Here is a 24,287-nt window from a genome sequence, read left to right on the forward strand (position 1 = left end):
GCCTTTTTCGCCTGACGACCATAGCGAGCGGGAACCACCTGATCCCATGCCGCACTCAGCAGTGAAACCGCTCAGCGCCGATGGTAGTGTGGGGCTTCCCCATGCGAGAGTAGGTCATCGTCAGGCACTTATCCCGAGAAAACCCCGATCATCCCCGATGGTCGGGGTTTTTTCATGGCCGGGCAATGTTGGTCGGTCAGGGCCTCCCCATGGAGAGTCGCGGAGTGCCGCCCGATCATCGTCGGGTACCTATCTCGCCCGGCAGCAGCGCCTCCACCAGCCCCAGCGCCACGCACAGCCGCACCAGCTCGGCCAGGTTGGCCGCGCCTAACGCCTTCATGGCGCGCAGCCGATAGACCTCCACTGTCTTAGCGCTGATGCCGAGGTGCTCGGCGATCTCGCGGCTGGTCATGCCCTGTGCCACGTGCACCAGAATCCGGCGCTCCTTGGGACGCAGCGCATCGTAGCGCTCGCGCAGCACCTTGCGCCGTTCCTGTGCCTGGCGACGGTGGTGCTGCTCGGCCAGGGCCTTCTGGATCGTATCGATCAGCTGTTGCGGGTTGAAGGGTTTCTCGATGAAGTCGAAGGCCCCGGCCTTCAAGGCCTGGACCGCCATGGCCACATCGCCGTGGCCGGTCATGAAGATCACCGGCAGGTCCAGGCCACGCTCGATCAGCCGCTGCTGTACCTGCAGGCCGGAGAGCCCCGGCATGCGCACGTCGAGCAGCACGGCGCCGAAGACCATCGGGTCGGTGGCCAGGAAGGCCTCGCCATCGGCATAGGTACGGGTGACCAGGCCCACCGAGTCCAGCAGCCAGGCCAGCGACTCGCGCAGGGCCTCATCGTCGTCGACGATGGCGATGCAGGCTGTCGGCGGAGACGTCTCGGTCACGCAGGCCTCACAGAAGCGGTCGGAGAGGGTTCGGCTTGCAGTGTACCGGCAAAGGTGGCGCCGCCGGAACCGTCGGCCTGGGCCAGCGCCAGGCGGCCGCCCATAGCTTCCATCAGCGAGTGGCTGATGGCAAGCCCCATGCCCAGCCCCTCCGGGCGTCCGGAGTGGAAGGGGGTGAAGATCCGTTCGCGCTGCGCCTCGGGCACGCCGGGGCCGCGATCGCTGACTGTGACGATGACTTCTCGCGGGCCCGAGCGCCGGGCATGGATCAGCACTTGGTCGGCGCCGGGGTGACCGCGGCTCGCCTCCAGGGCATTGAGCAGCAGGTTGACCAGTACCTGCTCCAGGCCGATGGGGTCGGCGATCACCCGCGGCAGTGTCTCGGGCAGCGCGTGCTCTAGTGTTACCCCGGCCTGCTGGTACTGCCACGCGCAGAGCCGACAGGCGGCGTCCACCACTGTGAGCAAGGCCACCGGCCGCGGCCGGGTCTGGCCCTTGCGCACGAAGGTGCGGATATGGCGCAGCCGCTCGGCCAAGCGCTCGACCTGCTCGCGGATGCGCGTGAGCGGAAGCCGGAGGTCATCGGCAGGGCGATCCGGAGCCGCCTCGAGTCCCATCAGGGCGCCGCTGGTGTAGTTGGCGATGGCCGCCAGCGGCTGGTTGAGCTCGTGGGCGATGTTGGAGGCCATTTCGCCGGTGGTGGCCAGGCGGTTGGCGTGGGCGATCTGTTCCTGATGGCGTCGTGCCTGGGCCTCGGCAGCTTTGCGCAGGCTGATGTCGCGGTTGAGCAGTGAGAGGTGGTCGGGTTCGGCGCCCGGGCCGCGATGGGCCAGCACCACGCTGAGTACCGGCACCGGGCCGCGGGGCCCGCGTATCGCCAGTTCGCCGCTCCAGGAGCCGTAGCGGGCCACGGCAGGCAGCACGATCTCGCGCAGCACGGCGAGTGACTCCGGTGTGTAGACCTGGTCGAGATGCATGTCGATGCTGTCCCGAGGCGCGCTCGAGGGGCGGGTGAGTAGCCGGCGGGCTGCCTCGTTGGAGGAGAAGATCCGCTCCTCGCCGTCGACGAACAGCACGTAGTCGGTGGTGGACTCCACCACCCGGGCTAGTCGCTCGCGATTGGCCTCGGCGCGGATGCGCCGGGTCACGTCCCGGGAGACGCAGAGGATGTCGACCAGTTCGCCACTGGCCGGATCGCGGCGGGTGCGGCTGGTGGTCTCGAACCAGACATAGTGGCCGTCCTTCGCGCGGAAGCGATAGGTCTGCTGGTAGAAGCCATCGTGATGATAGATCCGCGGTGACTTGTTGAGCAGATCCTTCAGGTCCGCCGGATGGAAGAGGTCATAGGCGGAGACCCCGATCAGCTCCTCGGGCTCATAGCCGAGCAGGTCACGGGCCGCACGGGAGGCGTAGAGGAAGGTACCATCCCGAGCGTGGCGGGAAATCAGATCCGTGGTGCTCTCGGCAAGCCATTGATAGTGGCGCTTCTGCTCGGCCAGGCGGGCATTCTCGGCCTCCAGGGCCGCGATCCGCGCCACGAGCCGGGCGCGCGTCCTTGGCTCCGCCATCAGCGTGCCGGGTCCACCACCCTGCCCAAGGAGGCATTGCGACGGAACCAGCCGGCGATGCTGGCCCGCGGCAGGCGGGTGGGCAGGACCTCGTGGGGCACGTGCTCGGCGAGGAAGCAGGCGAAGGTGCCGGCCTCGGGGCGTACCCGGGCCATCTCGCGCTCGGGGGCGTCGGCGGCAAAGAGCACCATCTCGCCACCGCCATCTTCGGGCCAGCCGGGATTGAGGTAACCGACGGTGGAGATCACCCGGTTGGCGCGGCCTCGGAAGCTGTCCAGATGCTTGCGGTAGAAGGCGCCCGGCGGGTAGTGGGCGAAGTGCGCCTCGTACTCGAAGAGTCCCAGGAAAAGCGCCTGGTTGAGGGCCTGCTGCAGCTCGCCCATGGCATCCAGGTAGCGGCGCTGGGCCAGGCTCTCGCGATCCAGCCAGTGGATGGCATCGCCACGGATGTCCCGACGGAGAGCGTGTTCGCGGCCGCGACCGATACCGGCGTTCTCGAGGGCCCGATGCTCGGCCAGTGCCTCGAGTTCGCGGTGCAGCGTGGCGCACAGCACCGCGGGCAGGAAGCCTTCGCCCACGTACCAGCCCTGGTCTACCAGGGCGTCGACCAGCTCGGCGAGGCGTTCCCGGGGCAGGGCGGCGGGGTCGAGTAGGGCGCTCATGGGGTGAGGACCCGGCGTTCGGGATGATACTCGAGGCGGCCCTCGGGGCGCTCGAAGAGGCTGATCGGCATGGCAAACCCCTCGGCGAGAAGTTCCACCAGCATCATCGCCGAGAGTCCCCAGATCACCTGGCCACCCACCCGGTAGCTGGGCACGTAGAAATCCTGGCCGTCGACGCGGATCACGTCGGTGTGGGTGCGCCGGTCCTCGAGGAAGTGGGCGAGCGGCACCTCGAAGATGGCATCGAGCTCGGCAGGGTCCGGTGTCAGCGGCAGATCCGGCGGGATCAGCCCCACGTACGGGGTGACGCGGAGACCGTGCAGCGAGATCACGTCCGAGAGTCGACCGAGCAGCGCTACCCGCTGGGGGGCCAGGCCGATCTCCTCGAAGGCCTCACGCAGGGCGGTATCCAGCAGGTCAGCGTCCTGGGACTCGCGTTTGCCGCCGGGAAAGGCCACCTGGCCGCTGTGGGTGCTGAGGTGATCGGCGCGGCGGGTGAACAGCAGGGTCGGCTCGGGGCGCTCGACGATAGGCAGCAGCACGGCGGCCTCGGGCAGGCGGAGGGCCACCCGGCGAGGTCGGTGTGCTTGCAGGCGTTCGCAAAGGTTCTCTAACATGGGGATTCCATCGGGTTTGATTCCTTCTACCCGGCCGCCACGAGCGGCGTCAAGCCCGTCTGCTAGCCTGCCAGGGAGCGCCATGAACTTCTGCAGCCACTGCGGCCAACCCGTACGCTTCGCGATCCCCGCCGGGGATGATCGACCGCGCTACCTGTGTGACGAATGCGGCACCATCCACTACCAGAATCCGCGTATCGTGGCCGGCACCCTGCCGGTGAGCGGCAGCCGGGTGCTGCTGTGCCGGCGGGCCATCGCGCCGCGCAAGGGTTACTGGACCCTGCCGGCGGGCTTCATGGAGAATGCCGAGACCACCGTGGAGGCCGCCGCCCGGGAGACCCGTGAAGAGGCCTGTGCCGAGGTCGATATCCACGGCCTCTACACCCTGATCAACCTGCCGCACATCAACCAGGTCTACATGATCTTCCGCGCCGACCTTAGCGGCGACTTCGATGCCGGCCCCGAGAGCCTCGAGGTAGCGCTCTTCGAGGAGCACGAGATCCCCTGGGACGCGCTTGCCTTCCCCACCATCGAGCGCACCCTGCACCACTTCTTCCATGATCGCATCGGCGGCGACTATCCGCTGCACATCAGTGACATCACCCCCGAGGACCGCGAGCGCTACTTCGGCAGTGCCTGACGGCCGTGACGGCGCCTGAACGACTCACTCCCGTTCGAAGTGGGGAGGTGACCAAGTCTGGCATACCGGCATGATCTCCAGGCGATTGATGTTGATATGGACGGGCAGGGTGGCCACGTAGACGATCTGCTCGGCGATATCCTCGGCCTGCAGCGGTGTGGTGCCGCGATAGAAGGCATCCGAGGCGGCCTGGTCGCCCTTGGTGCGCACCAGGGTGAACTCGGTCTCGGCCATCCCCGGCGAGATGTCGGTGACCCTCACGCCCGTGCCCTTGAGATCGCAGCGCAGGTTGTAGCCGAACTGTTCGACGAAGGCCTTGGTGGCGCCATAGACGTGGCCCCCGGGGTAGGGCCAGCGACCGGCCACCGAGCCGATGTTGATGATGCTCGCCCCGCGGCCGGTCGCGATCATCAGCGGCAACATGGCATGGGTGACGTTGACCAGGCCGGTAACGTTGGTGTCGATCATGGTGTGCCAGTCCTTGAGGTCCACCTCCTGGGACGGCTCCGGGGCCAGCGCCAGGCCGGCGTTGTTGACCAGGCAGGTCACCTCGCGGAAGGCGTCAGGCAGTTCCTCCACGGCGCGGGCCACCGCCTCGGCATCCCGCACATCCAGGGGCAGGATCAGTACCTCCATCTTGCTTCCCAGTTCCTTCTTCAGGGCCTCCAGGCGCTCGGTGCGACGGCCGGTGAGGATCAGCGACCAGCCGTCGGCGGCGAATCGGCGAGCGGCGGCGCGACCGAAGCCCGAGGTGGCACCGGTGATCATGGCGATGGGCATGGGGGACTCCTCCTGAGCAGAAATGGCGTCTCGAACTCTTTATCATAGGTGCTCGATGATCAAGCCTCCAAGCGCCGCAGGCCGGGGTCGGACAGGCGGTGGTGCCGTGCAGTGCCTGGCCGGTGCGTGGCACCCGACGTTGTGCCGGGCGATCCCGCCGGTACGATGAAAAGCGTCGTACCCGATGAATAAGGATAGGCACAGTGGAAAAGTTCGAACGCAAGCTGGATCAGACGGCTCGGGCAGCCTGGCTGTCCTACGTGGGGCGTGCGTCCGTCGCCGAGTGCGTCGCCGCCTATTATGAGGCCTATGGTCGTTATCGCCGGGCGCTGGCTGAGCAGTACGTCGTCTCGGTCTGAATTCATGTTTTCTGGAGTCTGTCATGCCATCCCAACTCGATGCCCTCAAGTCGCTCTCCCTGGTGGTCGCCGATACCGGCGACCTGGACGCCATCAAGCGCTACCGGCCCCATGACGCCACCACCAATCCCTCGCTGCTGCTCAAGGCCTTCGACCTGCCGGGCTATCAGGCACTGATCGACGAGGAGCTCGCTGCCCTCCAGGCCGAGTTCCAAGACCGCCAGGCTCGGGTGGAGCATGCCGTGGATCGCCTCGCCGTGGCCAAGGGGGCCGAGATCGCCCGGCACATCCCCGGGCGGATCTCCACCGAGGTGGCCGCGCGGCTCTCCTTCGACGAGGAGGCCAGCGTTCGCAAGGCCCATGAGCTGATCGCGCTCTACGACCGGCGCGGCGTGGCCAAGGACCGTGTGCTGATCAAACTCGCCTCCACCTGGGAGGGCATCCGTGCCGCCGAGCGACTGGAGCGCGAGGGCATTCAGTGCAACCTGACCCTGCTGTTCAGCGAGGCCCAGGCCCAGGCCTGTTTCGACGCCGGCGTCTTCCTGGTCTCGCCCTTCGTCGGCCGGGTCACCGACTGGTACAAGAAGGAAACCGGCCGCGACTATGCCCCCGAGGAAGACCCGGGCGTGCGCTTCGTGCACGGCGTGTGTGAGCGAGCCGGGCGCGGCGGCTACGACACCGTGGTGATGGGCGCAAGCTTCCGCACCGTCGGCCAGGTGCTGGCGCTGGCGGGCTGCCCGCGGCTGACCATCTCGCCGGCGCTGCTCGAGGAACTGGCGGCGAAAGAGGGCGAGGTGGCCCGGGCGGTGGAGATCCCCGCCGCCGGTGAGCGGCCGGCGCCGCTCACCGAGCCCGCCTTCCGTTGGCGCCACAACCAGGATGCCATGGCCAACGACAAGCTGGCCGAGGGCATCCGCCGCTTCGACGAGGACCAGCGCACCCTCGAGGCGCGCCTCGCCGAGCGGCTGGACTGATCGCAGACCCGCCCTGGGCAACCGGTGTCCCCGGCGCCTGGCGTCGGGGACACCATCGCAGGAGGGCAAGGCGGCGCTAAATTGTATCGGCCGACAGGGCCTTGCTGCAGGCGTCAGCCGGAAGGGGCTGGGAGAAGGCAATGGGTGTTTCACTTACGCAGAAGTCGCTTGCCACTGTTCGGCACGAGGTCGGGGTGCCGGCCTATGATCGCCGCGGGCTGCGTCCGGGAATCCTCCATATCGGGCTGGGCAACTTTCACCGTTCGCACATGGCCACCTACCTGGATCGCCTTTTCGAGCAGGGCGAAGCTCATGACTGGGCGATCATCGGTTCCGGGGTGATGCCGGCGGATGTCCGGATGCGCAGGCGTCTGCGCCAGCAGGACTGGCTCTCCACCGTGGTCGATCTTGAGCCGGGGGCGATATCGGCCCGGGTGGTGGGCGCCATGATCGACTTCGTTCCCGTCGTGTCGGCGGCCATCGTCGAGGCGTTGACTGACCCGCGTGTTCGTATCGTCTCCCTGACCATCACCGAAGGGGGCTACTTTCTCGATGCGTCCATCGGCCGGTTCGATTCGCACCATCCCTGGATCCGTGCCGACGCGGCCGACCCGGCGCGCCCCAGGACCGTCTTCGGTATGATGGTCAAGGCGCTGGCCGAGCGCCGGGCGAAGGGCCAGCCTCCCTTTACCGTGCTCTCTTGCGACAACCTCCCGGGCAATGGCGACGTGACGCGCCGGTCGGTCGTCGGCCTGGCCGAGCTTATCGACCGTGACCTGGCCGAGTGGATTCAACAGGAGGTGACCTTCCCCAACTCGATGGTCGACTGCATTACGCCCTCCACTACCGCCCACGAGCGTGAGCTGGTGAGCCGTCGTTTCGGCATCGAGGATGCCGCTCCCGTGGTGTGTGAGCCCTTCCGGCAGTGGGTGATCGAGGATCGATTCTGCGCCGGTCGCCCGGCGCTGGAGAAGGTCGGCGTCGAGTTCGTCGACGACGTGTCGGCCTACGAGACGATGAAGCTGCGGATCCTCAACGCCGGCCATGCCAGCATCGCTTATGTCGCGGCCCTGCTGGGATACCGCCACGTGCATCGCGCCATGGCCGACGCAGACATCCGCGACTGGCTGCTCGCGCTGCAGAAGCGGGAGATCATGCCCGCCCTGGAGAAGATCGAGGGCGTGGCGTACCCGGCGTACCTGGCGTGGATCGTCGAGCGCTTCGGCAACGCCGAGATCGGCGATACCGTGTCACGGCTGTGCGCCAACGGTTCGACGCGACAACCGAAGTTCATCCTGCCCGCGATCAGAGATGCCCTAGGCCATGGGGTATCCGTCGAGGGCCTGGCGCTCGAGCTGGCGCTCTGGTGTCGCTACTGCCGGGTGGCCGGCGAGGTGTCACGGGGGCCGGCGCTCTCCGATCCTTTGTCGGCACGGCTGAAGGTGGGGGCGCGAGAGTCCGTGCGCGACCCGCAAGCCTTTCTGAAGATCCGTGAGGTTTTCAACGATCTGGCTGAGTCACAGAAGCTCCGGGGGGCCTTTGTCAGATGGCTCGACATCATCGATGACCAGGGCGTTCGTGTTGCCATTAGGCGCTATGTGGCCGAGGCCGAACGGCCGGGATAATGCCAGGGAAGGGCGACCACCCGGCACATGAGTGGTGCCGGGTGGCCTCGTCTCATCCTGGCCAGCTTGATGAGGATCGACGTCCCTGCTTGTGCCCGTGGCCTTCTGCTGCGGGCGGATGGTGCCCTTAGAGGTCCGCCAGCCGCCAGATGTCGTACGCCGGCTCCTCGTAGGGATGGGCGCGCTTCAGCGCCGTCAGGGCGTCGTGGATCAGGCCGTCCTCGCAGACCAGCTCCACCTTCAGCTCCTCCACCCGCTCCAGGTCGCCGACCCGGCCGATGTGCGGGTCGGCGCCCGCCAAGGGGCGAAACTGGCCTGTGCCCGGGGTCTGGAAGCAGCAGGCCTCGTAGTCGCCGAGGCGCCCGGCCCCGGTGGCGAAGACGGCTTCCTTGACGGCCTCGGCGTCCTCCACGGGGACGAAGAAGGCAAGCTTGTACATAGGGTCTCCTCTCCGTTGATGTCGCTATCTCGTTGTGCCACAGGAACTCGGCAGGCGTCAGCCACCCCGCGGGCAGGATGGCAAAAAAATACTTGTCCAGTAACTGTACAGAGTCTATTGTGTGTACAGGTAGAGGCGACGGCGCCTCTCCGCTAGGTCGAGCAGCATCCGCTCGCGATTCCCCAGAGGAGCGAATCACTATGAATGCCTTCGTCACCGCAGCACCCAAGTGGATCGGCACTGGCCTGGTGGGCCTGATGCTCGCCGGCGCCGCCCAGGCCGATCATCACGGCATGAAAGCCGACATCGTCGATACCGCCGTGGAGGCCGGTCAGTTCGAGACCCTGGTGGCCGCCGTGCAGGCCGCCGACCTGGTCGAGACCCTCAAGGGCGAGGGGCCCTTCACCGTCTTCGCCCCCACCGACGAGGCCTTCGCCGCCTTGCCCGAGGGCACGGTCGAGGACCTGCTCAAGCCCGAGAATCAAGATACCCTGCGCGCCGTGCTGACCTATCACGTGGTGCCGGGCAAGATCATGGCCGAGGACGCCATGGCCGCCGACAGCGCTACCACGGTGCAGGGGCAGGATCTGACTATCACCACCATGGACGGCAGCGTGATGGTCAACGATGCCACCGTCATCCAGGCCGACGTCGAGGCCAGCAACGGCGTGATCCATGTGATCGACGGCGTGCTCATGCCCGAGTGACCCGCCTGCCGGAGTGGTCCTGTCCCGCTCCGGTATCGCGTGCTCCTTGCCGCCCGTCTTGGGCGGCCTTTTTGTGACCGGACGCCGACGTTTGACAAGCCGGGAGGAGAGGGCAAGGCTGAGGCGCGTTGACAGCAAAGGAGACACACGGCCATGGAGCCACGACTCGCGATGCTGCTGGCACAGGCCGGCTTGGTACCCAGAGGCAAGCCGGTGCCCTTGGGCGGCGGAGATATTGCCGCGGTCTTTCGTGTGACCACCGATCAGGGTGATGTCGTGGTCAAGCACGACGCCCCCGAGCGGCTGGCCGGCGAAGCCGATGGGCTGAGGGCGCTGCGCGCGGCCGGCAGTGGGCTGATGGTGCCCGAAGTGCTGGGCGAGGGTGACGGCTTCCTGGTCATGGAGGCCCTCGAGACGAAACCCCGACAGCAGGCAGACGAGGCGGCACTGGGTGAAGGGCTGCGTCGGCTCCACGCGGTGACCGGCGACGCCCATGGTTGGTCCCGGGACAACGCCTGCGGACGCACGCCCCAGCCCAATGCCACGCTTGCTGACGGTCGTATCTTCCAGCGCGAGCGGCGCCTGCGGCCGCTCGCCGACGCCTGCCAGGCGCGGGGGCTGCTGGATACCCGGCTGCGCAGACGCGTCGAAGCCATTGCCGAGGGACTCGAAGCCTGGCTGCCGGATGTCCCGGCGTGCCTGGTGCACGGGGATCTGTGGTCGGGCAACGTGCTGTTCACCCCGCATGGGCCGGCGATCATCGACCCGGCGGTCTATCGCCACTACCCGGAGGTAGACCTGGCGATGCTGACCCTGTTCGGCGCCCCGGGCGAGGCCTTCTTCGACGCCTACTGGGACGGCGATGCCCCAGCCGACTGGCCACGACGCGAGACGCTGTTCCAACTCTATCCGCTGCTCAACCACCTGCTGTTGTTCGGCGGGGGCTATCGTGACGCCGTGACGCGGGCGGTGACCCATCTCGAGGCCGGATGATCGGCGAAGAACCAAAAAAAGCGCGTGGACAGACCGAGGTCCTGGCCTCACCCCGGCACAGGGGATCCACGTTCCAGCCGGAACAGGGCGTCAGCTGCCCAGCCAGCGCAGGGTGCGTTGCCACCAGGGAGGCGTCGCACGCTCGCGAGGCCTGTCGCCGAAGTTCTCTCTGGGCCGATGGAGGAAGTCGATGATGGGCCGCACCTGGCTCTCACGGTCGAGCAGCGGCGCGTGGCCACAGCCTGCGGCCTCCAGGGTCACTAGCCCGGGCTGGGCCTGGCCCATGCGGGTGAGGCTGTCGGGGCGCAGCAGCGGGGAGTGCTCGCCCCGCACGACCATCAGCGGGCAGCGCAGGGCCCGCCAGTCGGTCCAGGTATCCCGCGGGGTATCGTGGAGAAATTGCTCGGCGATGCGGGGATCGTAGTGATAGGTCCAGCTACCGTCCGGCAGGCGCCGGGCACTGCCCAGGGCCAGGCGTCGCCAGGCCACATCGCTGTCGATACCGAAGCCTGTGTAGTGCCGGCGCAGCTCCGCCTCCAGGTCGGCGAGGCAGGTAAACCGATGGGCCATGCCGAAATAGCGGCCGATGTCGGCGAGTCCTTGCAGGTCAAGCTCTGGACCCACGTCGTTGAGCACCAGTCGCTCGATGCGGTGTGCGGTAGGTGCCTGGGCGGCCAGCAGCATCCCCACCAGGCCCCCCATGGAGGTGCCCACCCAGGGCACACGCGCCAGGGCGAAGTGGTCGAGCACCGCGACTGCTACCTTCAGGTAGTGCGCATAAAGGTATTCGCGTGAGGGATAGAACGACCAGCTGGATAACCCCCGGCCCGGCGTATCGGGGGCGAGTACCCGCCACTCGGGGCCCAGCAGGCGGGCGAAGTCGTCGAAATCGCCGCCATGCCGGGCCAGGCCGTGCCAGGCGATGAGCGTGCGGGAGGCCTGCGGATGCCAGATTCGTACGGCGATCTCCTGTTCACCCAGCGACACCATTTCCAGTGCGTCCATGTCAGGGGTCTCCTCGGCCGTGTTGTGCTGCTTTGCAGCATAGCGGATCCGGGCGAGGTTGCGGCAATAATCCATATTTCGTCCGCTGCCCCTGGATGGATTCCATTCCGGAACATGCGACAATGTATGTAAATATCCCGGTAGGTCACTTTTCCGGTTTGCAAGATCACGAGCCCACTGATCGAGGATGAGTCGATGATGCGTCTCCGCCCCCCCCGTCCTGCTCGCCATGCTGGTGGGTCTGCCTTGCGTCGTGCTCTGCGGCCGGCCCTGCTCGCCTCGGCTCTGGCGGCGCCGGTTCAGGTGCCGGCGGCCGACCTGTTGACCATCGCCCGTGATGCGCTCGGCAACAACGCCGAGCTGTCATCGGAGCGTGCCGTTACTCGTAGCACCGAGGCGGCCCGGGACGTGCAGCAGGGCGATCTGCGGCCCCAGGTCAATGCGTCGGGCAATCTGGCCCATAACCGCCAGTATGAGAGCCAGAGCCAGGACAGCACCGGCTTTGGCTTCGCAGACGGCGTGGGCGTGGACGACGATGCCTACAACACGGCCAGCCTGGTCCTTGAGGCCACCCAGGCGCTGTTCGATGCCCGCAATGCAGCGGAGGTCGAGCAGGCCGAGCGCCAAATCGACCAGCAGCTCTATCAGCTGGCCGCCACCGAGCAACAGGTATTGATCGATGTCTCCCGGGCCTATTTCGAGATCCTGCGGGCCTATGAGGTGCTCGAAGCCCGGCGGGCCGAGGAGCGGGCCATCGGCCGCCAGCTGGAGCAGGCTCGCGAGCAGTTCGAGGTGGGACTGATCGCCATCACCGAGGTGGAGGAGGCCAAGGCGGCCTTCGACCAGGCGCGGGCCGAGCGCATCGCCGCCGAGAGCGACTTGCAGGTGGCCTTCGAGGCCCTGGAGCGCCTCACGGGCCAGCGCTACGCCAGCATCGAGGCCCTGGGCCAGGAACTGCCGATTCGCCCGCCGATGCCATCCGACCGTGACCACTGGGTGACACTGGCCCTGGAGAAGAACCCGCGGGTGCTGGCCAGCCAGGCCGGGGTCGAGGTCTCGCGCAGCAGTGTCGACATCGCACGGGCCGAGCGCCTGCCGACGGTCGATGCCTTCGCCAATTACCGGTATGCCGACAGCGACCGGGATGGGCTGGAAGACCACGACGCCTCCAGTCAGGTCGGAGTGGGGATCAACCTGCCGCTCTATACCGGGGGACGGACCAGCGCCAGCATCCGCCAGAACACCTACTTGCTGGCGTCCAGCCAGTATGACTTCGAGGCCCAGCGCCGCGAGACCATCCAGCAAGTGCGTTCGCTCTATACTCAGGTGAGCAACGACGTGGCTACGGTGGAGGCGCGGGCCCAGGCGGTCATCTCCAACCAGAGCGCCCTGGATGCCACCCGCGCAGGCTACGAAGTGGGAACCCGTAACATCGTCGATGTGCTCAACGCCGAGCAGAGTCTCTACGACGCCGTCGCCAATCTCGCCAGTGCCCGCTACGACTACGTGATCAACCTTCTCAGTCTGCGCCAGCAGGCCGGCACCCTGGATGCCGAGGCACTGGAAGAGGTCAATGCCTTCCTCGATGGCCAGAGCGTGACCTTCACGCTGCCGGAAGAGGAGGATCGTTACGATGGGGCCATGGAGATCGGTGCACCGCCCAGCCCCGAAGGCTGATGCCTGGCCTTCGATATTTACATCCATACAAGTATGAATGTAAGCTGCATCCCGTGCGGGGATGCAGCCAATCCGACGGAAACGACAGACCATGAAAATGACATTGCGTAACGGCCGGGTGGGCCTTCTCGCCCTGGCCGCGGGCCTTTTGCTGGCCGCTTGCGGCCAGGATGAGGCCGCCCAGCAGGCTCAGCAGGGCAGCACCCAGGAGCGTCCCTCCCATCCGGTGGAGGTGGCGGCGCTGTCGCGCCAGGATATCCCTCTCGAGAGATCCTACCCATCGCTGCTGCGCAGCGACGACGAGGTGACTCTGGTGGCACGTGTGACCGGCACCCTGGAAAAGCGTCACTTCGAGCCCGGCGAGATGGTCGAGAAGGGCCAGGTGCTCTATTCCATCGAGCCGGATGTCTACCAGGCGACGGTCAGTCAGCGCGAGGCGGACTTGCAGAGCGCCCACGCCGAGCTGGCCCGCGCCCAGCGCGACGCCCAGCGTTTCGAGCGCCTGCTGAGCCAGAACTCGGTGAGCCGTCAGCAGTATGACCAGGCCCTGGCCGATGCTCGCGTCGCGCAGGCCTTGGTCGCTCAGGCCGAGGCCGCCCTGGCCAGCGCGCGCATCGATCTTAACTACGCCGAGGTCACCGCGCCGGTGTCGGGGATGATCAGCCTAAGCCAGGTGAACATCGGCAATCTGGTGAGCAACGGCACCGAACTGGCCACCATCACGCCGCTGGACCCGCTCGAGGTACGCTTCCAGCTGCCCCAGCGCGACGCCTTCGAACTGCGTCGGCAGCTGGGCGATCAGCCGGTTGGCTCGATCACTGCGCAGTTGCAGGTGCCCGGTGACGAGGACGATCGCCTCGAAGGGCGCCTCGACTTCCTGGGCTCCCGGGTCGACGAGGCCACCAGCACGGTGCAGGCCAATGCCACCTTCGCTAACCCTGATGCCCGAGTGCTGCCCGGGCAGTTCGTGCGCGTCAGCCTCAAGGGCCTCAAGCGCTTCGACGTGCTGGCGGTGCCCGAGATCGCCATCGGCCAGGGGCTGATGGGACCGCAGGTGTTCGTGCTCGATGAGGACAATGTAGCTCGCGCTCGCCCGGTAGACCTGGCCGAGGTGGCCGGCGCCTGGCAGGTCCTGAGCGGGGGGGTGGAGCCGGGCGAGCGGGTGGTGGTCGGCGACCTCGCCGCCATCGAACCCGGCACTTCCATCGAGCCGCTGTCTTTCGACGGTGACACCGGCGTGATCGTCGAGGCGGTGGAGCAGGCCAATGCCTGGCCGCCGGGCGGCACAGCGCAGGGCGAAGTGGCTACCGACATGGCGCCTGATCAGGCTGATGGCGATGGAGGCAATGCCTGATGCCTTTCTCCAACTTTTTTATCCAGCGGCCGATCTTTGCCACCGTCCTGGCGATCATCCTGACCGTGATCGGGGTGATGAGCATGCGGGTGCTGCCCATCGAGCAATATCCCAGCGTGGTGCCGCCCACGGTGTCGGTGAATGCCCAGTTCCCCGGGGCCGATGCCGAAACCGTGGCCCAGACCGTGGCCGCGCCTCTGGCGGAGGCGATCAATGGCGTCGAGGACATGCTCTACATGACCTCGACCAGCAGCGACAACGGCACCATGAGCCTCTCCGTGGCCTTCAACATCGGCACCGATGGTGATATCAATACCATCAACGTCAACAATCGGGTGCAGGGGGCACTCTCCCAGCTGCCCGAGGCGGTGCAGGCCCAGGGCGTCACCGTGGAGCTGCGCTCCAGCTCGATCCTGATGCTGGTGGCGCTGATCTCCCCCGGAGGCGACTATGACAACGTCTACATGCAGAACTATGCCACCCTCAATATCCTTGATGAACTGCGCCAGGTGCCCGGCGTGGGGGAGGCCGAGGTGCTGGGCGGCGGCGAGTTCGCCATGCGCGTGTGGATGGACCCGGACAAGCTGGCCCAGTATGACCTGACGCCCACCGAGGTGGCCGCCGCCATCCGTGCTCAGAACACCGAGGTGCCGGCGGGCAGCCTGGCGGCCACCCCGCAGGCCGATCCGCGGGCCTTCACCTACACCATTACCGCGGGTGGGCGGCTCAGCGACGTCGACGACTTCCGCGAGATCTTCCTGCGTACCAACCCGGATGGCTCGGCACTGCGCCTGAAGGACGTGGCGCGCCTTGAACTGGGCGCTTCCTTCTACGGGATCGACGCCAAGCTCAACGGCGCCACGATGACGCCGATCATCATCAACCAGCAGCCCGGCGCCAACGCCCTGGCCACCGCCCAGGCGGTGCACGAGACCATGGCCGAGCTGGAGAGTCGCTTCCCGCCGGGGCTCGAGTACGTGGTGCCCTATGACACCACCTTGTTCATCGATGCCTCCATCGACACCGTGACCACGGTGTTCATCGAGGCGTTTTTGATCGTCTGTGTGATTCTGTTCATCTTCCTGCAGAACTGGCGCTTCACGGTGATCGCCATGTCGGTGGTGCCAGTCTCGGTGCTGGCCACCTTCGCTGGCTTCTACCTGTTCGGTTTCTCGATCAATCTGCTGACCCTGTTCGCGCTGGTGCTCTCCATCGGTATCGTGGTCGATGACGCCATCCTGGTGGTGGAGAACGTCGAGCGGGTGCTCGCCGAGGATGATGAGATCTCGGTGCGTGACGCCACCATCCGTGCCATGAAGGAGGTGGGTGGCCCGGTCATCGCCACCTCGCTGATTCTTGCGGCGGTGTTTGTGCCGGTGGCCTTCCTGGGGGGCTTTACCGGGCAGATCTACCAGCAGTTCGCCCTCACCGTCGCGGTCTCGGTGGCCTTCTCGGCGCTGATGGCGCTGACCTTCACCCCGGCGCTGTCGGCGATCTTCATCAAGCACAAGCCGACGCTGGGCGAGTCAAAGCTGATGCGTGCCATCCATGCGCCGCTGCGCCTGTTCGACCGGCTGTTCGCCGCCATTACCGCGGTCTACATGTGGGTGGTCAAAAAGCTGGTGCGCTTCTGGGGCCTGGCGCTGCTGCTCACCGGCCTGGTGATCGGCGGCGCCTGGTGGCTGTATGCCATCACGCCCTCGACCCTGGTACCCGAGACCGATCAGGGGGTCGTGCTGGCCAGCGTGCAGTTGCCGGACTCCGCCTCTCTGGCGCGTACCCAGGCCTACATGGCCGAGTTGAGCGAGCACATCGAGGCGATCCCCGGGGTAGAGTACTCCTCGGCGGTGGCGGGCTACGATATCCTCTCCAGCGCGGTGAACACCGCCCGTGGCGTCATGTTCATCAACATGGTGCCTTGGGAGGAACGCGAATTGACCGCCGAGGCGCTAGTGGGGCGGATCACGCAACTGGGAGCCGAGGTCCCGGGCGGCTCGGCGATGGCCTTCAACGTGCCGCCGATCATGGGGCTCTCGACCACCGGCGGCTTCACCGGCTATCTGCAGTCCTTCGAGGGGGCCACACCCCAGGAGCTGTTCCAGGCCTCGGTGCAGGTGATGCAAGCGGCGGGCAAACACCCGGCGCTGCAGCAGGTGTTCACCACCTTCAACGTCAATGTGCCGGGCTATCGCGCCGAGATCGACCAGCAGAAGGCGCTCAGTTACGGCGTGGCGCTGGCGGATCTCAACGCCACCCTGTCGAACACCTTCGGCAACGGCTTCGTCAACTATTTCAGCTACCAGAACCGCAACTTCCAGGTCTACCTGCAGAATGAGGACGAGTACCGCAAGACCCCGGACGACCTCAGCAATGTCTATGTGCGCGGCGGCGACGGCGAGCGCATCCCGCTTTCCGAGTTTGTCACCCTGGAGCGCCAGGCCAAGCCCGCGGTGGTGTCGCGCTTCGGCGTCTATCTGGGGGCCCAGTTCCAGGGCGGCCCGGCGCCGGGCTACAGCTCCGGCCAGGCGATCACCGCCATGGAGGAGATCGTGCAGGATACCCTAGGCAGCGGCTGGGGCATGGGCTGGACCGGCACCGCCTACCAGGAGAGCGAGGCGGGCAATGCCGCGACCCTGGCCATCGTCTTCGGCCTGCTGATGGTGTTCTTGATCCTGGCGGCGCAGTACGAGAGCTGGTCGCTGCCGCTGGCGGTCCTCACCGCCACGCCCTTCGCCTTCCTGGGGGGGATCGGTGGCATCGTGCTGCGCGGCCTGGACACCAGCGTCTACGTGGAGATCGGCATGCTGGTGGTGGTGGGCCTGGCGGCCAAGAACGCCATCCTGATCGTCGAGTTCGCCGAGCTGCAGCGCAAGGAGCAGGGCAAGTCGATCCGCGAGGCGGCCATCACGGCCGCGGAGCTGCGCTTCCGGCCCATCGTGATGACCTCGCTGGCGTTTATCTTCGGTACCCTGCCGCTGGCGCTGGCCAGTGGGGCCAGCGACGTCAGTAGCCATCATATCGGCACCACGGTGGCGGTGGGCATGGCCTCGGTGGCGGTGCTGGGCAGTGTCTTCGTGCCCAGCTTCTACGCCGTGATCGCGGCGGTCTCCAACTGGCTGCGTCGCAAGGTGCTCGGCAAGCAGAGCGAGCCGCAGGGTTCGACAGCCGATGGGCAGGCCTGACGGAGCTTGATGGATCGGACTCGGTCCCTGCCGATCGACAAGGGGGCCACCAGCGGGGCGCCCCTTGTCATCGCCATGCGCCAGAGGCATGCGGCCGGTCGCGCAATGGTGGCACGGCGGCGTCAGGCTGACGGCGACGCCTGCAGCAGCCCGAGCAGGGTATCCACCATCGCGCAGCCACGCCGGTGGATGGAGAACGCCTCGGGGTTGTGCAGCCAGTCGTGCACCAGCCCGGCCAGGGTCGACTGCAGCAGGTGAGCGGCCATCGCCGGCGAGAGGTTGTCGACCAGCAGGCCCTGCTCCGCGGCGCGAGTGAAGTGCTTGTGCAGTGACTGGTAACAGTCCCGGGCAAGATCTTCCTGCATCTGCAGCGGGTTGATGTCACCAAAGAACTCGCAGCGGTGGATGATGATCGACAGGACTCGCTGATGGCGGGGCTGCTCCAGGCGTGCCAGGGCATGGTGGCTGGCCAGGCGGATCGTCTCCAAGGGTGATGAGGCCGCCAGTTGGGGGTCGTCGATCTCGTCGATCAGCTCCTCGAAGGGCATGTGCACCCGGTCGAGCAGCGCATGCAGGATGTCGGCCTTGTTCTTGAAGTGCCAGTAGACTGCGCCCCGGGTCATGCCGGCATGGCGGGCGATCTGCTCCAGCGAGGTGCGTGCCACCCCCTGATCGAAGAACATCTCCTCGGCGGCATCGAGCAGGGCTTCACGGGTGGCGGCGGCCTCGGCCTTGGTACGTCTGGCCATGGGAGTGGAACCTCCAACGTTCATGTTCCCCCATTCTACCGAAGTCCACCTCGCTTTTACATTCATGGTTGTATGGTTTTCCTCGTCTTCGGGGACGCGGTATAAGGGCAGCACGAAAATCCTGCATGCCGCACAAGGAGCCCTGCATGTCACGTGCCCCCTTCGAACTCGCCGGCACCCGGGTGGCTTCCGGCTCGCGCAGCCAGATCGATGTGCCCGTGGCACGCCTCTACACCCATGCGCCGCTGTATATCCCGGTGGAAGTGGTGCATGGCCGCCAGCCGGGACCGGTGATGCTGGTGTGTGGCGGCATCCACGGCGACGAGATCAACGGCGTGGAGATCGTGCGCCGCCTGCTGCGCTCGCGCCAGATCCAGCGACTGCGCGGGACCCTGATCGGCGTGCCCATCGTCAATGTCTTCGGCTTCGTGCAGCACAGCCGCTATTTGCCGGACCGGCGTGACCTCAACCGTTGCTTCCCGGGCAGCGAGTCGGGTTCCCTGGGCGGTCGGGTGGCGGCCCTGTTCCGGGAACAGATCGTCGATCAGGCCACCCACATCATCGATCTGCACACCGGGGCGATCCATCGCACCAACCTGCCGCAGGTCCGTGCCCAGCTGACGTCAAACGAGGAGACCGAGCGCATGGCCAATGCCTTCGGCGCGCCGGTGATCCTCAACGCCGACCTGCGCGAGGGCAGCCTGCGCCACTACGCCCAGAATCGCGGTATCCCGGTGCTTACCTACGAGGCCGGCGAGGCGCTGCGCTTCGACGAGTGGGCGATTGCCCCGGGGGTGCGCGGCGTGCTGCGGGTGATGCGTCGGCTGGGGATGCTGACCGGCGAGCATCGCCGGCGCACGCCCCCGGCGGCGGAGGTTGCCAACGGCTCGAGCTGGGCCCGGGCGACCATCGACGGCATCCTGCGGCCACGGGTGCGGCTGGGCGCGCGCGTGGCCAAAGGCGAGCGTCTGGGGCTGGTAGCGGATCCTTTCGGCAATGCCGAGGAGGGGGTCCGGGCGATGGCCGATGGCATCGTCATCGGCATGAGCCGACTGCCGCTGGCCAACGAGGGCGAGGCGCTGTTTCATATCGCCCGCTTCGATGCCATCGAGGAGGCGGAGAGCGCCATCGAGGACTTCCACTCGAGCCTGGCGCCGCCGGATTCGCTCTACTGAGACTCGAGCCTGCGCAAGCCGCGCCAATCGCTCGGCCCCGTTTCGCGAAGCGGGTGGGCCGTCACGCCACGGCGGCGACGTCGCGCTCGGGGACCAGCCCCAGGGCGTCGTCGAGGACCGCCAGGCCCGCGCCCTCGCGGTGGGCATGCTCGGCGAGGTGGCGACGGAACTTGCGCCCGCCCGGCTGGCCCTGGAAGAGGCCGAGCAGGTGGCGGGTGAGGTGGTTGAGCTTTGCGCCTTCTTCGAGGCGGCGAGTGATGTAGGGGCGCAGGGCGCGGGCCGCGGCGTGGCGGCTCGTCGCCGGGCCTGGCGTGCCGTAGAGTGCCTTGTCCATCTCGGCGAGCCGCCAGGGGTTCTGGTAGGCCTCGCGGCCGACCATCACACTGTCCACATGCTGGAGCTGGGCGCGGCAATCGTCCAGGGTCTTGATCCCGCCGTTGATGCCGATATGCAGCTCGGGTCGGCTGGCCTTGAGGCGATGCACCCGCGGGTAGTTGAGCGGTGGCACATCGCGGTTCTCCTTGGGGGAGAGCCCCTCGAGCCACGCCTTGCGGGCATGCACGATGAAGGTGTCGCAGCCGGCATCGGCCACCGTGGCGATGAAGCGCTCGAGGTCGGCGTCCTCGTCCTGGTCGTCGATGCCGATGCGGCACTTGACGGTGACCGGGATCGACACCGCTTCCGTCATGGCCCGCACCGCGGCGGCGACCTTCTCGGGGTGGCCCATCAGGCAGGCGCCGATCAGGTTGTTCTGCACCCGGTCGCTGGGGCAGCCGACGTTGAGGTTCACCTCGTCATAGCCCCATGCCTCGGCGATGGCCGCGCATTCGGCCAACTCGCCGGCGTCGCTGCCGCCGAGCTGCAGCGCCAGCGGATGCTCGACCTCATCGAAGCCGAGAAAGCGGCTGCGCGGACTGCCGTGCAGGATGGCGCCGGTGGTTACCATCTCGGTGTAGAGCAGGGCACGACGACTCAGGGTCCGGGCGAAAACGCGGTAGTCGCGGGTCGTCCAATCCATCATCGGGGCGACGGAGAAGGTGCGGTCGAGCTTTTGCATCGGCATCACGGGGTTGTGCGGGAAGGCGCCTAGTCTACCAGCCCTGGTCCCTGCCTGCCCATGTCAGGCCAGGGGGCTCGGCGTAGCGCCTGAGCATCTCGTATGCTACCTGTGTGGATTGGACCTAACAGGGGGGACTCATGTGCGGCCGCTTCGCCCTCTACAGTGACCTTCCCCGCCTTACCGAGAGGCTGGGCTTGCCGCTAGCGTCCCGAGCGCTGAGGCCGCGCTACAATGTGGCGCCGGGCACCTGGATCACCGTGGTGCGTCATCCCCGCGATGACGCACCGCTGGTGGTGGATGAGGTGTGGTGGGGCTACCGGCCGCATTGGGCGAAGGAGAAGGCCCCCGAGCCCATCAACGCCACCGTCGAGAAGGTCGCCACCTCCCCCTACTTCCGCGGGGCGTTCGCCCATCATCGCTGCCTCGTGCCGGTGGATGGCTGGTACGAGTGGCTGTCGGTGGCGGGGAAGAAGCAGCCGTACTTCCTGTGCCGTCAGGACCGCGAGCCGATCTGGCTGGCGGCCATATGGAGTGAACGGCCCGACGGCAGGCCCGGCGGCGTGATCCTCACCGAGCCGGCCCGGGGCGTGGCCAGCGAGATCCACCCGCGCATGCCGCTGGCCTTGGAGGCCGAGAGCCTCGAGCCCTGGCTCGACCCTCATCTGACCGACCGCGCGACCCTTCGCCAGGTGGTGCACCACCTGCCCGCCGATGCACTCACCTATTGGCCGGTGAGCACGCGGGTGAACACGCCCACCCATGACGAGGCCTCCCTCGTCGAGCCGGTCGCGCCCGGGGCTTGATCGGCGACAGGATCCTCCTTCCGCGCGTTATCCAGCCGACCGAACAGTCACGAACACCATGTCATGGCTGCCGAAAGCCCGGAGGTGAAAACCTGCGCTGAGCCTCCATACTGTCAGGGGTGCATCGCGCGCCGACATCCATCCGTCAAGGAGCGAGCCATGAGTGAGCCACTCAACGAGCAACAACAGGAGCTGCTGGCCCGCGTGCTGCAGCATGGCGGCGTGCTGGCCGCCCCCTTCGGCCATGTCGGCGAGGACAGCCTGCTGGAGGAGGTGCTAGAGGAGATCGATGCCTTGGAGGCCATGGGCCTGCTCACGGTCGACCGGGTGCGGGGCAGCGATGAGCCGGAACGCATCGAGCTGACCGAGACAGGCTATGATGCCTTGGGCATGGCCTAGTACTAGGCACTGACCTCGACCAGGACCACCTCGCTTTCCTGGATGGCGCTGACGTGGAGCTGTGACTCGTCGGCGATGGCCAGACCGTCGCCGGCTTCGGCCGTCACGCCATTGACCTCGATGCATCCCCGGGCCGGCACCAGATACGCCTTGTGCCCAGGGGCTAGGGGATAGCGGACACTCTGGCCGGCCTCGAGCGTGGCGGCCACCAGGCGCGCCTCGGCGCGGATCGGAAGGGCATCGCCATCGCCCAGGCCGCTGGCCAGAGTGATGAAGTGACCGCTGCGCTCGCCGCGGGGGAAAGGACGGGTGTCCCAGGCGGGGGGCAGACCGGTTTCGTTGGGCATGATCCAGATCTGGAAGATCCGGGCCACCGTGTCTTCCTGGTTCATCTCGCTATGGGCGATGCCGGTGCCGGCACTCATCACCTGGACGTCGCCGGCCTCGGTGCGCCCCTGATGGCCCAGGGTATCCTGATGGGTGATGGCCCCTTCACGCACATAGGTAATGATCTCCATGTCGCGGTGTGGGTGGCGGGGAAAGCCGGAGTGCGGGGCGATGGTGTCGTCGTTCCAGACCCGCAATTGCCCCCAGTGCAGGCGCTGGGGGTCGAAGTAGTCGGCGAAGGAGAAGTGATGGCGGCTGTCCAGCCAGCCGTGGTGGGCACCGCCCAGGGTGGCGTAGGGGCGTCGTTCGATCATCAGGGGCCTCATGCGGTTGGGGCTAGGCGGTCCTGGCCGCCCGGTGTCAAGATGGCATGATCGCCTGCTCAAGCGGCGGCGATAAGCGCAAATTGTCGTATGACGCGATCGATTTCCTCGATCCCGGGCCGTGAGCCACCTGCTGGGCACGGTGGCGGCAGGCGATGTTGGCTGGTCGGGTCGACGCTTGACGCGCATCAGGCTCAGCGTAGAGGCTGATATGCTATGAAATAGGAAGAAGGGCGCGGGGCAATATCCTCCCGACATTGCCGGCCAGGTCACGACGACAGGAGGTAGGGGTATGGCGGATCGGAAGGTGGAGCTGGAAAAACTGCGTGATGAGCTGATCGCACGGATCGACCGCTATAAGGCCCATAAGGGCGGCCCCCTGGACCGGGACATGGAGGAGCAGGCCATCGAGTTGGAGAATGATGAGGTGATTGAGTCGCTGGAGAACGAGGCCGAGGCGGAGCTTACCCAGGTGATGCATGCGCTGGCCAGGATCCGCGAAGGGGAAGGGGAGACCTGCGAGGCCTGCGGGGAACGCATCGATGCGGCACGGCTCGCCGCCCTGCCCTATACCACGCTGTGCCGTGACTGTGCCAGTGCCTGAAGGACGAGCGAGCGTGGCGCATCCCGAGGGAAACCAGGGGGGTGGCGGAGGCCCTTCCTCGACCGCGAGGCCAGGCATGTGGGCATGGTGGCGAGGGGGGACAGCGTCGGTGCTGCTGCTCCTGCTGGTCGGCTGTGGGGGCAGTGAGGAGGAAGAGGGTGCGCCGCAGGAGCGGCTCGGGGGCGTGGTGCAGCCGCAGCCGACCGAGCAGGCACCGGCACCGCCTCAGGTCGAGCCGTTCACGGAACCGGTGGCCATCGAGATCGCGGCGAGCCTGGGCAGCGATCGTCGTTTGATGGTGGATGGCACGACCAATCTGCCCGATGCCACGCGGCTGCAGGTGCTGGTGGAGCGAGAGGTCAGCGGCGTGCGCTGGCAGGAGCGCACCGCGGTGACGGAAGGGCGCTTCGCAGCCGGGCCCTTCGGTCCCGGCAGCGGCCTCCCGGACGGCGGCTATCGCATCACCGTGAACATGCCGCCGGCCAGCGTCCAGCCGGCGGCGGTACGGGCGCGGCTCGGCGATAAGGGCCAGCATCTCAGCGGGCCGTTGGTGCGATCGTCGCCGCATGGCCTGGGGCAGGTGGTCAGGGCGTCACAGCGTTTCCTGGTTGGCAGCGAGACCCGGCATACCACCGACCGGGTGGAGGTCAGGGAGCTGAATTGATATCGAAGCGAGGGCTTACAGGGGCTCGGCGCGCCAGCGTGCCACCAGCTTGCCCTGCAGGCGAGACTCTGGCGTGCAGGGCTCCGCCTCCTGGCTGTCCTGGCGCTGGAGCAGCAGTTCGCCGGTCGATCCCTGCTGGATCTGCCGGGTGAGCAGTTGGCCTTGCTGCTCGATCAGGTAGACCCCCGACTGCCGGAAGATCTCGGTCGGGGCGATGGCGACCAGATCGCCTATCGCCAGGAAGTCGAAGGACTCGCCAGGCGCCGGCGTTACCAAGTAGCACTCACCATCCCAGCGCTGATTCGGCACCATGTCGATGGGCAGGTCGATGTTCCGGGACGCCCCCGCCTGCCAGGGCAGGGGCGTACGGCTGCGCAGGTAGAGCGGGGAGGCGCTGCCGCTCTCGCCCTCGATGATCATCGAGAGCGGGCAGTTCAGGGCCTTGGCCAGGGCCACCAGGCGCTCGTGACCGATCTGCTTGATGGCGCCGGACTCCCAGTAGGAGATGGTCACGTCCGATACCCCGACCCGTCGTGCCAGGGCCGCCTTGTTGAGCTTGGCCTCCAGCCTGAGCTGTTTGATCCGGGGGCCGAGAGTGTCCATTGGCATCTTCCTGTCGAAAATGAATGTGAATATGGATAGAGCAGTA

At 67.0% G+C, this 24,287-nt stretch carries 25 protein-coding genes and 1 rRNA gene; 15 read left to right on the forward strand and 11 right to left on the reverse strand.

Translation table 11 applies throughout. The features are described 5' to 3' along the window. Positions 1-10 precede the first annotated feature (10 nt). Positions 11-126: ribosomal RNA gene (rrf, locus tag FHR94_RS13495) — 5S ribosomal RNA — on the forward strand. A 109-nt stretch (positions 127-235) separates the two neighbouring features. On the opposite strand, the gene FHR94_RS19985 is transcribed toward rrf, so the two are convergent. From FHR94_RS19985 to FHR94_RS13515, 4 genes are read right to left on the reverse strand one after another with little or no spacing between them, the layout of a single operon-like run. Beyond that, positions 236-892 (reverse strand): sigma-70 family RNA polymerase sigma factor, encoded by a 657-nt coding sequence (locus tag FHR94_RS19985; protein WP_183326252.1) that lies wholly within the window; start codon positions 890-892, stop codon positions 236-238. Then, positions 889-2,460, reverse strand: a complete 1,572-nt coding sequence (locus FHR94_RS13505; RefSeq protein WP_183326253.1) for a PAS domain-containing sensor histidine kinase — start codon at positions 2,458-2,460, stop codon at positions 889-891. Before FHR94_RS13505 ends, FHR94_RS19985 begins: the two co-directional genes overlap by 4 nt. Then, positions 2,460-3,122, reverse strand: a complete 663-nt coding sequence (locus tag FHR94_RS13510) for a 2OG-Fe(II) oxygenase (RefSeq protein WP_183326254.1) — start codon at positions 3,120-3,122, stop codon at positions 2,460-2,462. The genes FHR94_RS13505 and FHR94_RS13510 overlap by 1 nt, the downstream gene beginning before the upstream one ends. Continuing rightward, the gene (locus FHR94_RS13515) at positions 3,119-3,739 is read right to left on the reverse strand and encodes a CoA pyrophosphatase (protein ID WP_183326255.1); all 621 of its coding nucleotides are present in this window, start codon (positions 3,737-3,739) and stop codon (positions 3,119-3,121) included. The genes FHR94_RS13510 and FHR94_RS13515 overlap by 4 nt, the downstream gene beginning before the upstream one ends. Positions 3,740-3,821: 82 nt before the next feature. Here FHR94_RS13515 and FHR94_RS13520 point away from each other — a divergent pair, with 82 nt between their 5' ends. Further along, positions 3,822-4,379 carry an NUDIX hydrolase gene (locus tag FHR94_RS13520; RefSeq protein ID WP_183326256.1) on the forward strand — a complete coding sequence of 186 codons (558 nt, stop codon included), beginning with the start codon at positions 3,822-3,824 and terminating at the stop codon, positions 4,377-4,379. A gap of 24 nt (positions 4,380-4,403) precedes the next feature. Here FHR94_RS13520 and FHR94_RS13525 read toward each other — a convergent pair whose 3' ends face one another. Continuing rightward, the gene (locus FHR94_RS13525; protein ID WP_183326257.1) at positions 4,404-5,159 is read right to left on the reverse strand and encodes an SDR family NAD(P)-dependent oxidoreductase; all 756 of its coding nucleotides are present in this window, start codon (positions 5,157-5,159) and stop codon (positions 4,404-4,406) included. A 203-nt stretch (positions 5,160-5,362) separates the two neighbouring features. Here FHR94_RS13525 and FHR94_RS13530 point away from each other — a divergent pair, with 203 nt between their 5' ends. The 3 genes from FHR94_RS13530 to FHR94_RS13540 all read left to right on the forward strand — a co-directional run bounded on the left by FHR94_RS13530 (position 5,363) and on the right by FHR94_RS13540 (position 8,117). Further along, positions 5,363-5,518 (forward strand): hypothetical protein, encoded by a 156-nt coding sequence (locus FHR94_RS13530; protein ID WP_183326258.1) that lies wholly within the window; start codon positions 5,363-5,365, stop codon positions 5,516-5,518. Positions 5,519-5,541: 23 nt separating this feature from the next. Beyond that, positions 5,542-6,492 carry a transaldolase gene (gene tal, locus FHR94_RS13535; RefSeq protein ID WP_183326259.1) on the forward strand — a complete coding sequence of 317 codons (951 nt, stop codon included), beginning with the start codon at positions 5,542-5,544 and terminating at the stop codon, positions 6,490-6,492. A gap of 140 nt (positions 6,493-6,632) precedes the next feature. Further along, the gene (locus FHR94_RS13540; RefSeq protein ID WP_183326260.1) at positions 6,633-8,117 is read left to right on the forward strand and encodes a mannitol dehydrogenase family protein; all 1,485 of its coding nucleotides are present in this window, start codon (positions 6,633-6,635) and stop codon (positions 8,115-8,117) included. Positions 8,118-8,244: 127 nt separating this feature from the next. On the opposite strand, the gene FHR94_RS13545 is transcribed toward FHR94_RS13540, so the two are convergent. After that, complete coding sequence (locus FHR94_RS13545; RefSeq protein ID WP_183326261.1) at positions 8,245-8,556, reverse strand: YqfO family protein; 312 nt, start codon at positions 8,554-8,556, stop codon at positions 8,245-8,247. 200 nt (positions 8,557-8,756) lie between these two features. Here FHR94_RS13545 and FHR94_RS13550 point away from each other — a divergent pair, with 200 nt between their 5' ends. Next, positions 8,757-9,263: a fasciclin domain-containing protein gene (locus FHR94_RS13550; RefSeq protein WP_183326262.1), complete on the forward strand. Its 507-nt coding sequence runs from the start codon at positions 8,757-8,759 to the stop codon at positions 9,261-9,263. Positions 9,264-9,416: 153 nt separating this feature from the next. Beyond that, entirely contained in the window at positions 9,417-10,256 is an 840-nt protein-coding gene (locus FHR94_RS13555; RefSeq protein WP_183326263.1) for a fructosamine kinase family protein, read from the forward strand. 90 nt (positions 10,257-10,346) lie between these two features. On the opposite strand, the gene FHR94_RS13560 is transcribed toward FHR94_RS13555, so the two are convergent. Continuing rightward, positions 10,347-11,261, reverse strand: coding sequence for an alpha/beta fold hydrolase (locus tag FHR94_RS13560; protein WP_183326264.1), 915 nt, complete (start codon positions 11,259-11,261; stop codon positions 10,347-10,349). 195 nt (positions 11,262-11,456) lie between these two features. Here FHR94_RS13560 and FHR94_RS13565 point away from each other — a divergent pair, with 195 nt between their 5' ends. The 3 genes from FHR94_RS13565 (at position 11,457) to FHR94_RS13575 (ending at position 17,474) form a co-directional block, all read left to right on the forward strand. After that, complete coding sequence (locus FHR94_RS13565; RefSeq protein ID WP_183326265.1) at positions 11,457-12,938, forward strand: TolC family outer membrane protein; 1,482 nt, start codon at positions 11,457-11,459, stop codon at positions 12,936-12,938. 91 nt (positions 12,939-13,029) lie between these two features. Next, complete coding sequence (locus FHR94_RS13570; RefSeq protein WP_183326266.1) at positions 13,030-14,292, forward strand: efflux RND transporter periplasmic adaptor subunit; 1,263 nt, start codon at positions 13,030-13,032, stop codon at positions 14,290-14,292. Beyond that, entirely contained in the window at positions 14,292-17,474 is a 3,183-nt protein-coding gene (locus FHR94_RS13575; RefSeq protein WP_183326267.1) for an efflux RND transporter permease subunit, read from the forward strand. Before FHR94_RS13570 ends, FHR94_RS13575 begins: the two co-directional genes overlap by 1 nt. A gap of 122 nt (positions 17,475-17,596) precedes the next feature. Here FHR94_RS13575 and FHR94_RS13580 read toward each other — a convergent pair whose 3' ends face one another. After that, complete coding sequence (locus FHR94_RS13580; RefSeq protein WP_183326268.1) at positions 17,597-18,223, reverse strand: TetR family transcriptional regulator; 627 nt, start codon at positions 18,221-18,223, stop codon at positions 17,597-17,599. Between the two features lie 146 nt (positions 18,224-18,369). On the opposite strand from FHR94_RS13580, the gene FHR94_RS13585 reads away from it, so the two are divergent. Next, positions 18,370-19,398, forward strand: a complete 1,029-nt coding sequence (locus FHR94_RS13585; protein WP_183326269.1) for a succinylglutamate desuccinylase/aspartoacylase family protein — start codon at positions 18,370-18,372, stop codon at positions 19,396-19,398. 61 nt (positions 19,399-19,459) lie between these two features. Here the strand turns inward: FHR94_RS13585 and dusA are convergent, their stop codons facing one another. Next, positions 19,460-20,455, reverse strand: a complete 996-nt coding sequence (dusA, locus tag FHR94_RS13590; RefSeq protein WP_183326270.1) for a tRNA dihydrouridine(20/20a) synthase DusA — start codon at positions 20,453-20,455, stop codon at positions 19,460-19,462. A 140-nt stretch (positions 20,456-20,595) separates the two neighbouring features. Here dusA and FHR94_RS13595 point away from each other — a divergent pair, with 140 nt between their 5' ends. Both FHR94_RS13595 and FHR94_RS13600 read left to right on the forward strand, forming a co-directional pair. Beyond that, positions 20,596-21,261: an SOS response-associated peptidase gene (locus FHR94_RS13595; protein WP_183326271.1), complete on the forward strand. Its 666-nt coding sequence runs from the start codon at positions 20,596-20,598 to the stop codon at positions 21,259-21,261. 159 nt (positions 21,262-21,420) lie between these two features. Continuing rightward, positions 21,421-21,660 carry a hypothetical protein gene (locus FHR94_RS13600; protein WP_183326272.1) on the forward strand — a complete coding sequence of 80 codons (240 nt, stop codon included), beginning with the start codon at positions 21,421-21,423 and terminating at the stop codon, positions 21,658-21,660. Between the two features lie 2 nt (positions 21,661-21,662). On the opposite strand, the gene FHR94_RS13605 is transcribed toward FHR94_RS13600, so the two are convergent. Beyond that, positions 21,663-22,361: a pirin family protein gene (locus FHR94_RS13605; protein ID WP_183326273.1), complete on the reverse strand. Its 699-nt coding sequence runs from the start codon at positions 22,359-22,361 to the stop codon at positions 21,663-21,665. Positions 22,362-22,662: 301 nt separating this feature from the next. Between FHR94_RS13605 and FHR94_RS13610 the strand changes: the two genes are divergently transcribed. Continuing rightward, a complete protein-coding gene (locus FHR94_RS13610; protein ID WP_183326274.1) occupies positions 22,663-22,974 on the forward strand; it encodes a TraR/DksA family transcriptional regulator in 312 nt (103 codons plus the stop codon). 109 nt (positions 22,975-23,083) lie between these two features. Continuing rightward, positions 23,084-23,638: a hypothetical protein gene (locus FHR94_RS13615; RefSeq protein WP_343064670.1), complete on the forward strand. Its 555-nt coding sequence runs from the start codon at positions 23,084-23,086 to the stop codon at positions 23,636-23,638. 15 nt (positions 23,639-23,653) lie between these two features. Here the strand turns inward: FHR94_RS13615 and FHR94_RS13620 are convergent, their stop codons facing one another. Continuing rightward, complete coding sequence (locus FHR94_RS13620; RefSeq protein WP_183326276.1) at positions 23,654-24,241, reverse strand: helix-turn-helix domain-containing protein; 588 nt, start codon at positions 24,239-24,241, stop codon at positions 23,654-23,656. Positions 24,242-24,287: the final 46 nt, after the last annotated feature.

It is taken from the genome of Halomonas cerina, from assembly GCF_014192215.1.
Taxonomy (GTDB): domain Bacteria; phylum Pseudomonadota; class Gammaproteobacteria; order Pseudomonadales; family Halomonadaceae; genus Halomonas; species Halomonas cerina.

Bases quoted from the DNA above. Each gene is read 5' to 3' on its own strand.
- FHR94_RS13505 (WP_183326253.1), bottom strand. From the start codon at position 2,460: ATGGCGGAGCCAAGGACGCGCGCCCGGCTCGTGGCGCGGATCGCGGCC.
- FHR94_RS13510 (WP_183326254.1), bottom strand. From the start codon at position 3,122: ATGAGCGCCCTACTCGACCCCGCCGCCCTGCCCCGGGAACGCCTCGCC.
- FHR94_RS13515 (WP_183326255.1), bottom strand. From the start codon at position 3,739: ATGTTAGAGAACCTTTGCGAACGCCTGCAAGCACACCGACCTCGCCGG.
- FHR94_RS13520 (WP_183326256.1), top strand. From the start codon at position 3,822: ATGAACTTCTGCAGCCACTGCGGCCAACCCGTACGCTTCGCGATCCCC.
- FHR94_RS13525 (WP_183326257.1), bottom strand. From the start codon at position 5,159: ATGCCCATCGCCATGATCACCGGTGCCACCTCGGGCTTCGGTCGCGCC.
- tal (WP_183326259.1), top strand. From the start codon at position 5,542: ATGCCATCCCAACTCGATGCCCTCAAGTCGCTCTCCCTGGTGGTCGCC.
- FHR94_RS13540 (WP_183326260.1), top strand. From the start codon at position 6,633: ATGGGTGTTTCACTTACGCAGAAGTCGCTTGCCACTGTTCGGCACGAG.
- FHR94_RS13545 (WP_183326261.1), bottom strand. From the start codon at position 8,556: ATGTACAAGCTTGCCTTCTTCGTCCCCGTGGAGGACGCCGAGGCCGTC.
- FHR94_RS13550 (WP_183326262.1), top strand. From the start codon at position 8,757: ATGAATGCCTTCGTCACCGCAGCACCCAAGTGGATCGGCACTGGCCTG.
- FHR94_RS13555 (WP_183326263.1), top strand. From the start codon at position 9,417: ATGGAGCCACGACTCGCGATGCTGCTGGCACAGGCCGGCTTGGTACCC.
- FHR94_RS13560 (WP_183326264.1), bottom strand. From the start codon at position 11,261: ATGGACGCACTGGAAATGGTGTCGCTGGGTGAACAGGAGATCGCCGTA.
- FHR94_RS13565 (WP_183326265.1), top strand. From the start codon at position 11,457: ATGATGCGTCTCCGCCCCCCCCGTCCTGCTCGCCATGCTGGTGGGTCT.
- FHR94_RS13570 (WP_183326266.1), top strand. From the start codon at position 13,030: ATGAAAATGACATTGCGTAACGGCCGGGTGGGCCTTCTCGCCCTGGCC.
- FHR94_RS13575 (WP_183326267.1), top strand. From the start codon at position 14,292: ATGCCTTTCTCCAACTTTTTTATCCAGCGGCCGATCTTTGCCACCGTC.
- FHR94_RS13580 (WP_183326268.1), bottom strand. From the start codon at position 18,223: ATGGCCAGACGTACCAAGGCCGAGGCCGCCGCCACCCGTGAAGCCCTG.
- FHR94_RS13585 (WP_183326269.1), top strand. From the start codon at position 18,370: ATGTCACGTGCCCCCTTCGAACTCGCCGGCACCCGGGTGGCTTCCGGC.
- dusA (WP_183326270.1), bottom strand. From the start codon at position 20,455: ATGCAAAAGCTCGACCGCACCTTCTCCGTCGCCCCGATGATGGATTGG.
- FHR94_RS13595 (WP_183326271.1), top strand. From the start codon at position 20,596: ATGTGCGGCCGCTTCGCCCTCTACAGTGACCTTCCCCGCCTTACCGAG.
- FHR94_RS13600 (WP_183326272.1), top strand. From the start codon at position 21,421: ATGAGTGAGCCACTCAACGAGCAACAACAGGAGCTGCTGGCCCGCGTG.
- FHR94_RS13605 (WP_183326273.1), bottom strand. From the start codon at position 22,361: ATGATCGAACGACGCCCCTACGCCACCCTGGGCGGTGCCCACCACGGC.
- FHR94_RS13610 (WP_183326274.1), top strand. From the start codon at position 22,663: ATGGCGGATCGGAAGGTGGAGCTGGAAAAACTGCGTGATGAGCTGATC.
- FHR94_RS13620 (WP_183326276.1), bottom strand. From the start codon at position 24,241: ATGGACACTCTCGGCCCCCGGATCAAACAGCTCAGGCTGGAGGCCAAG.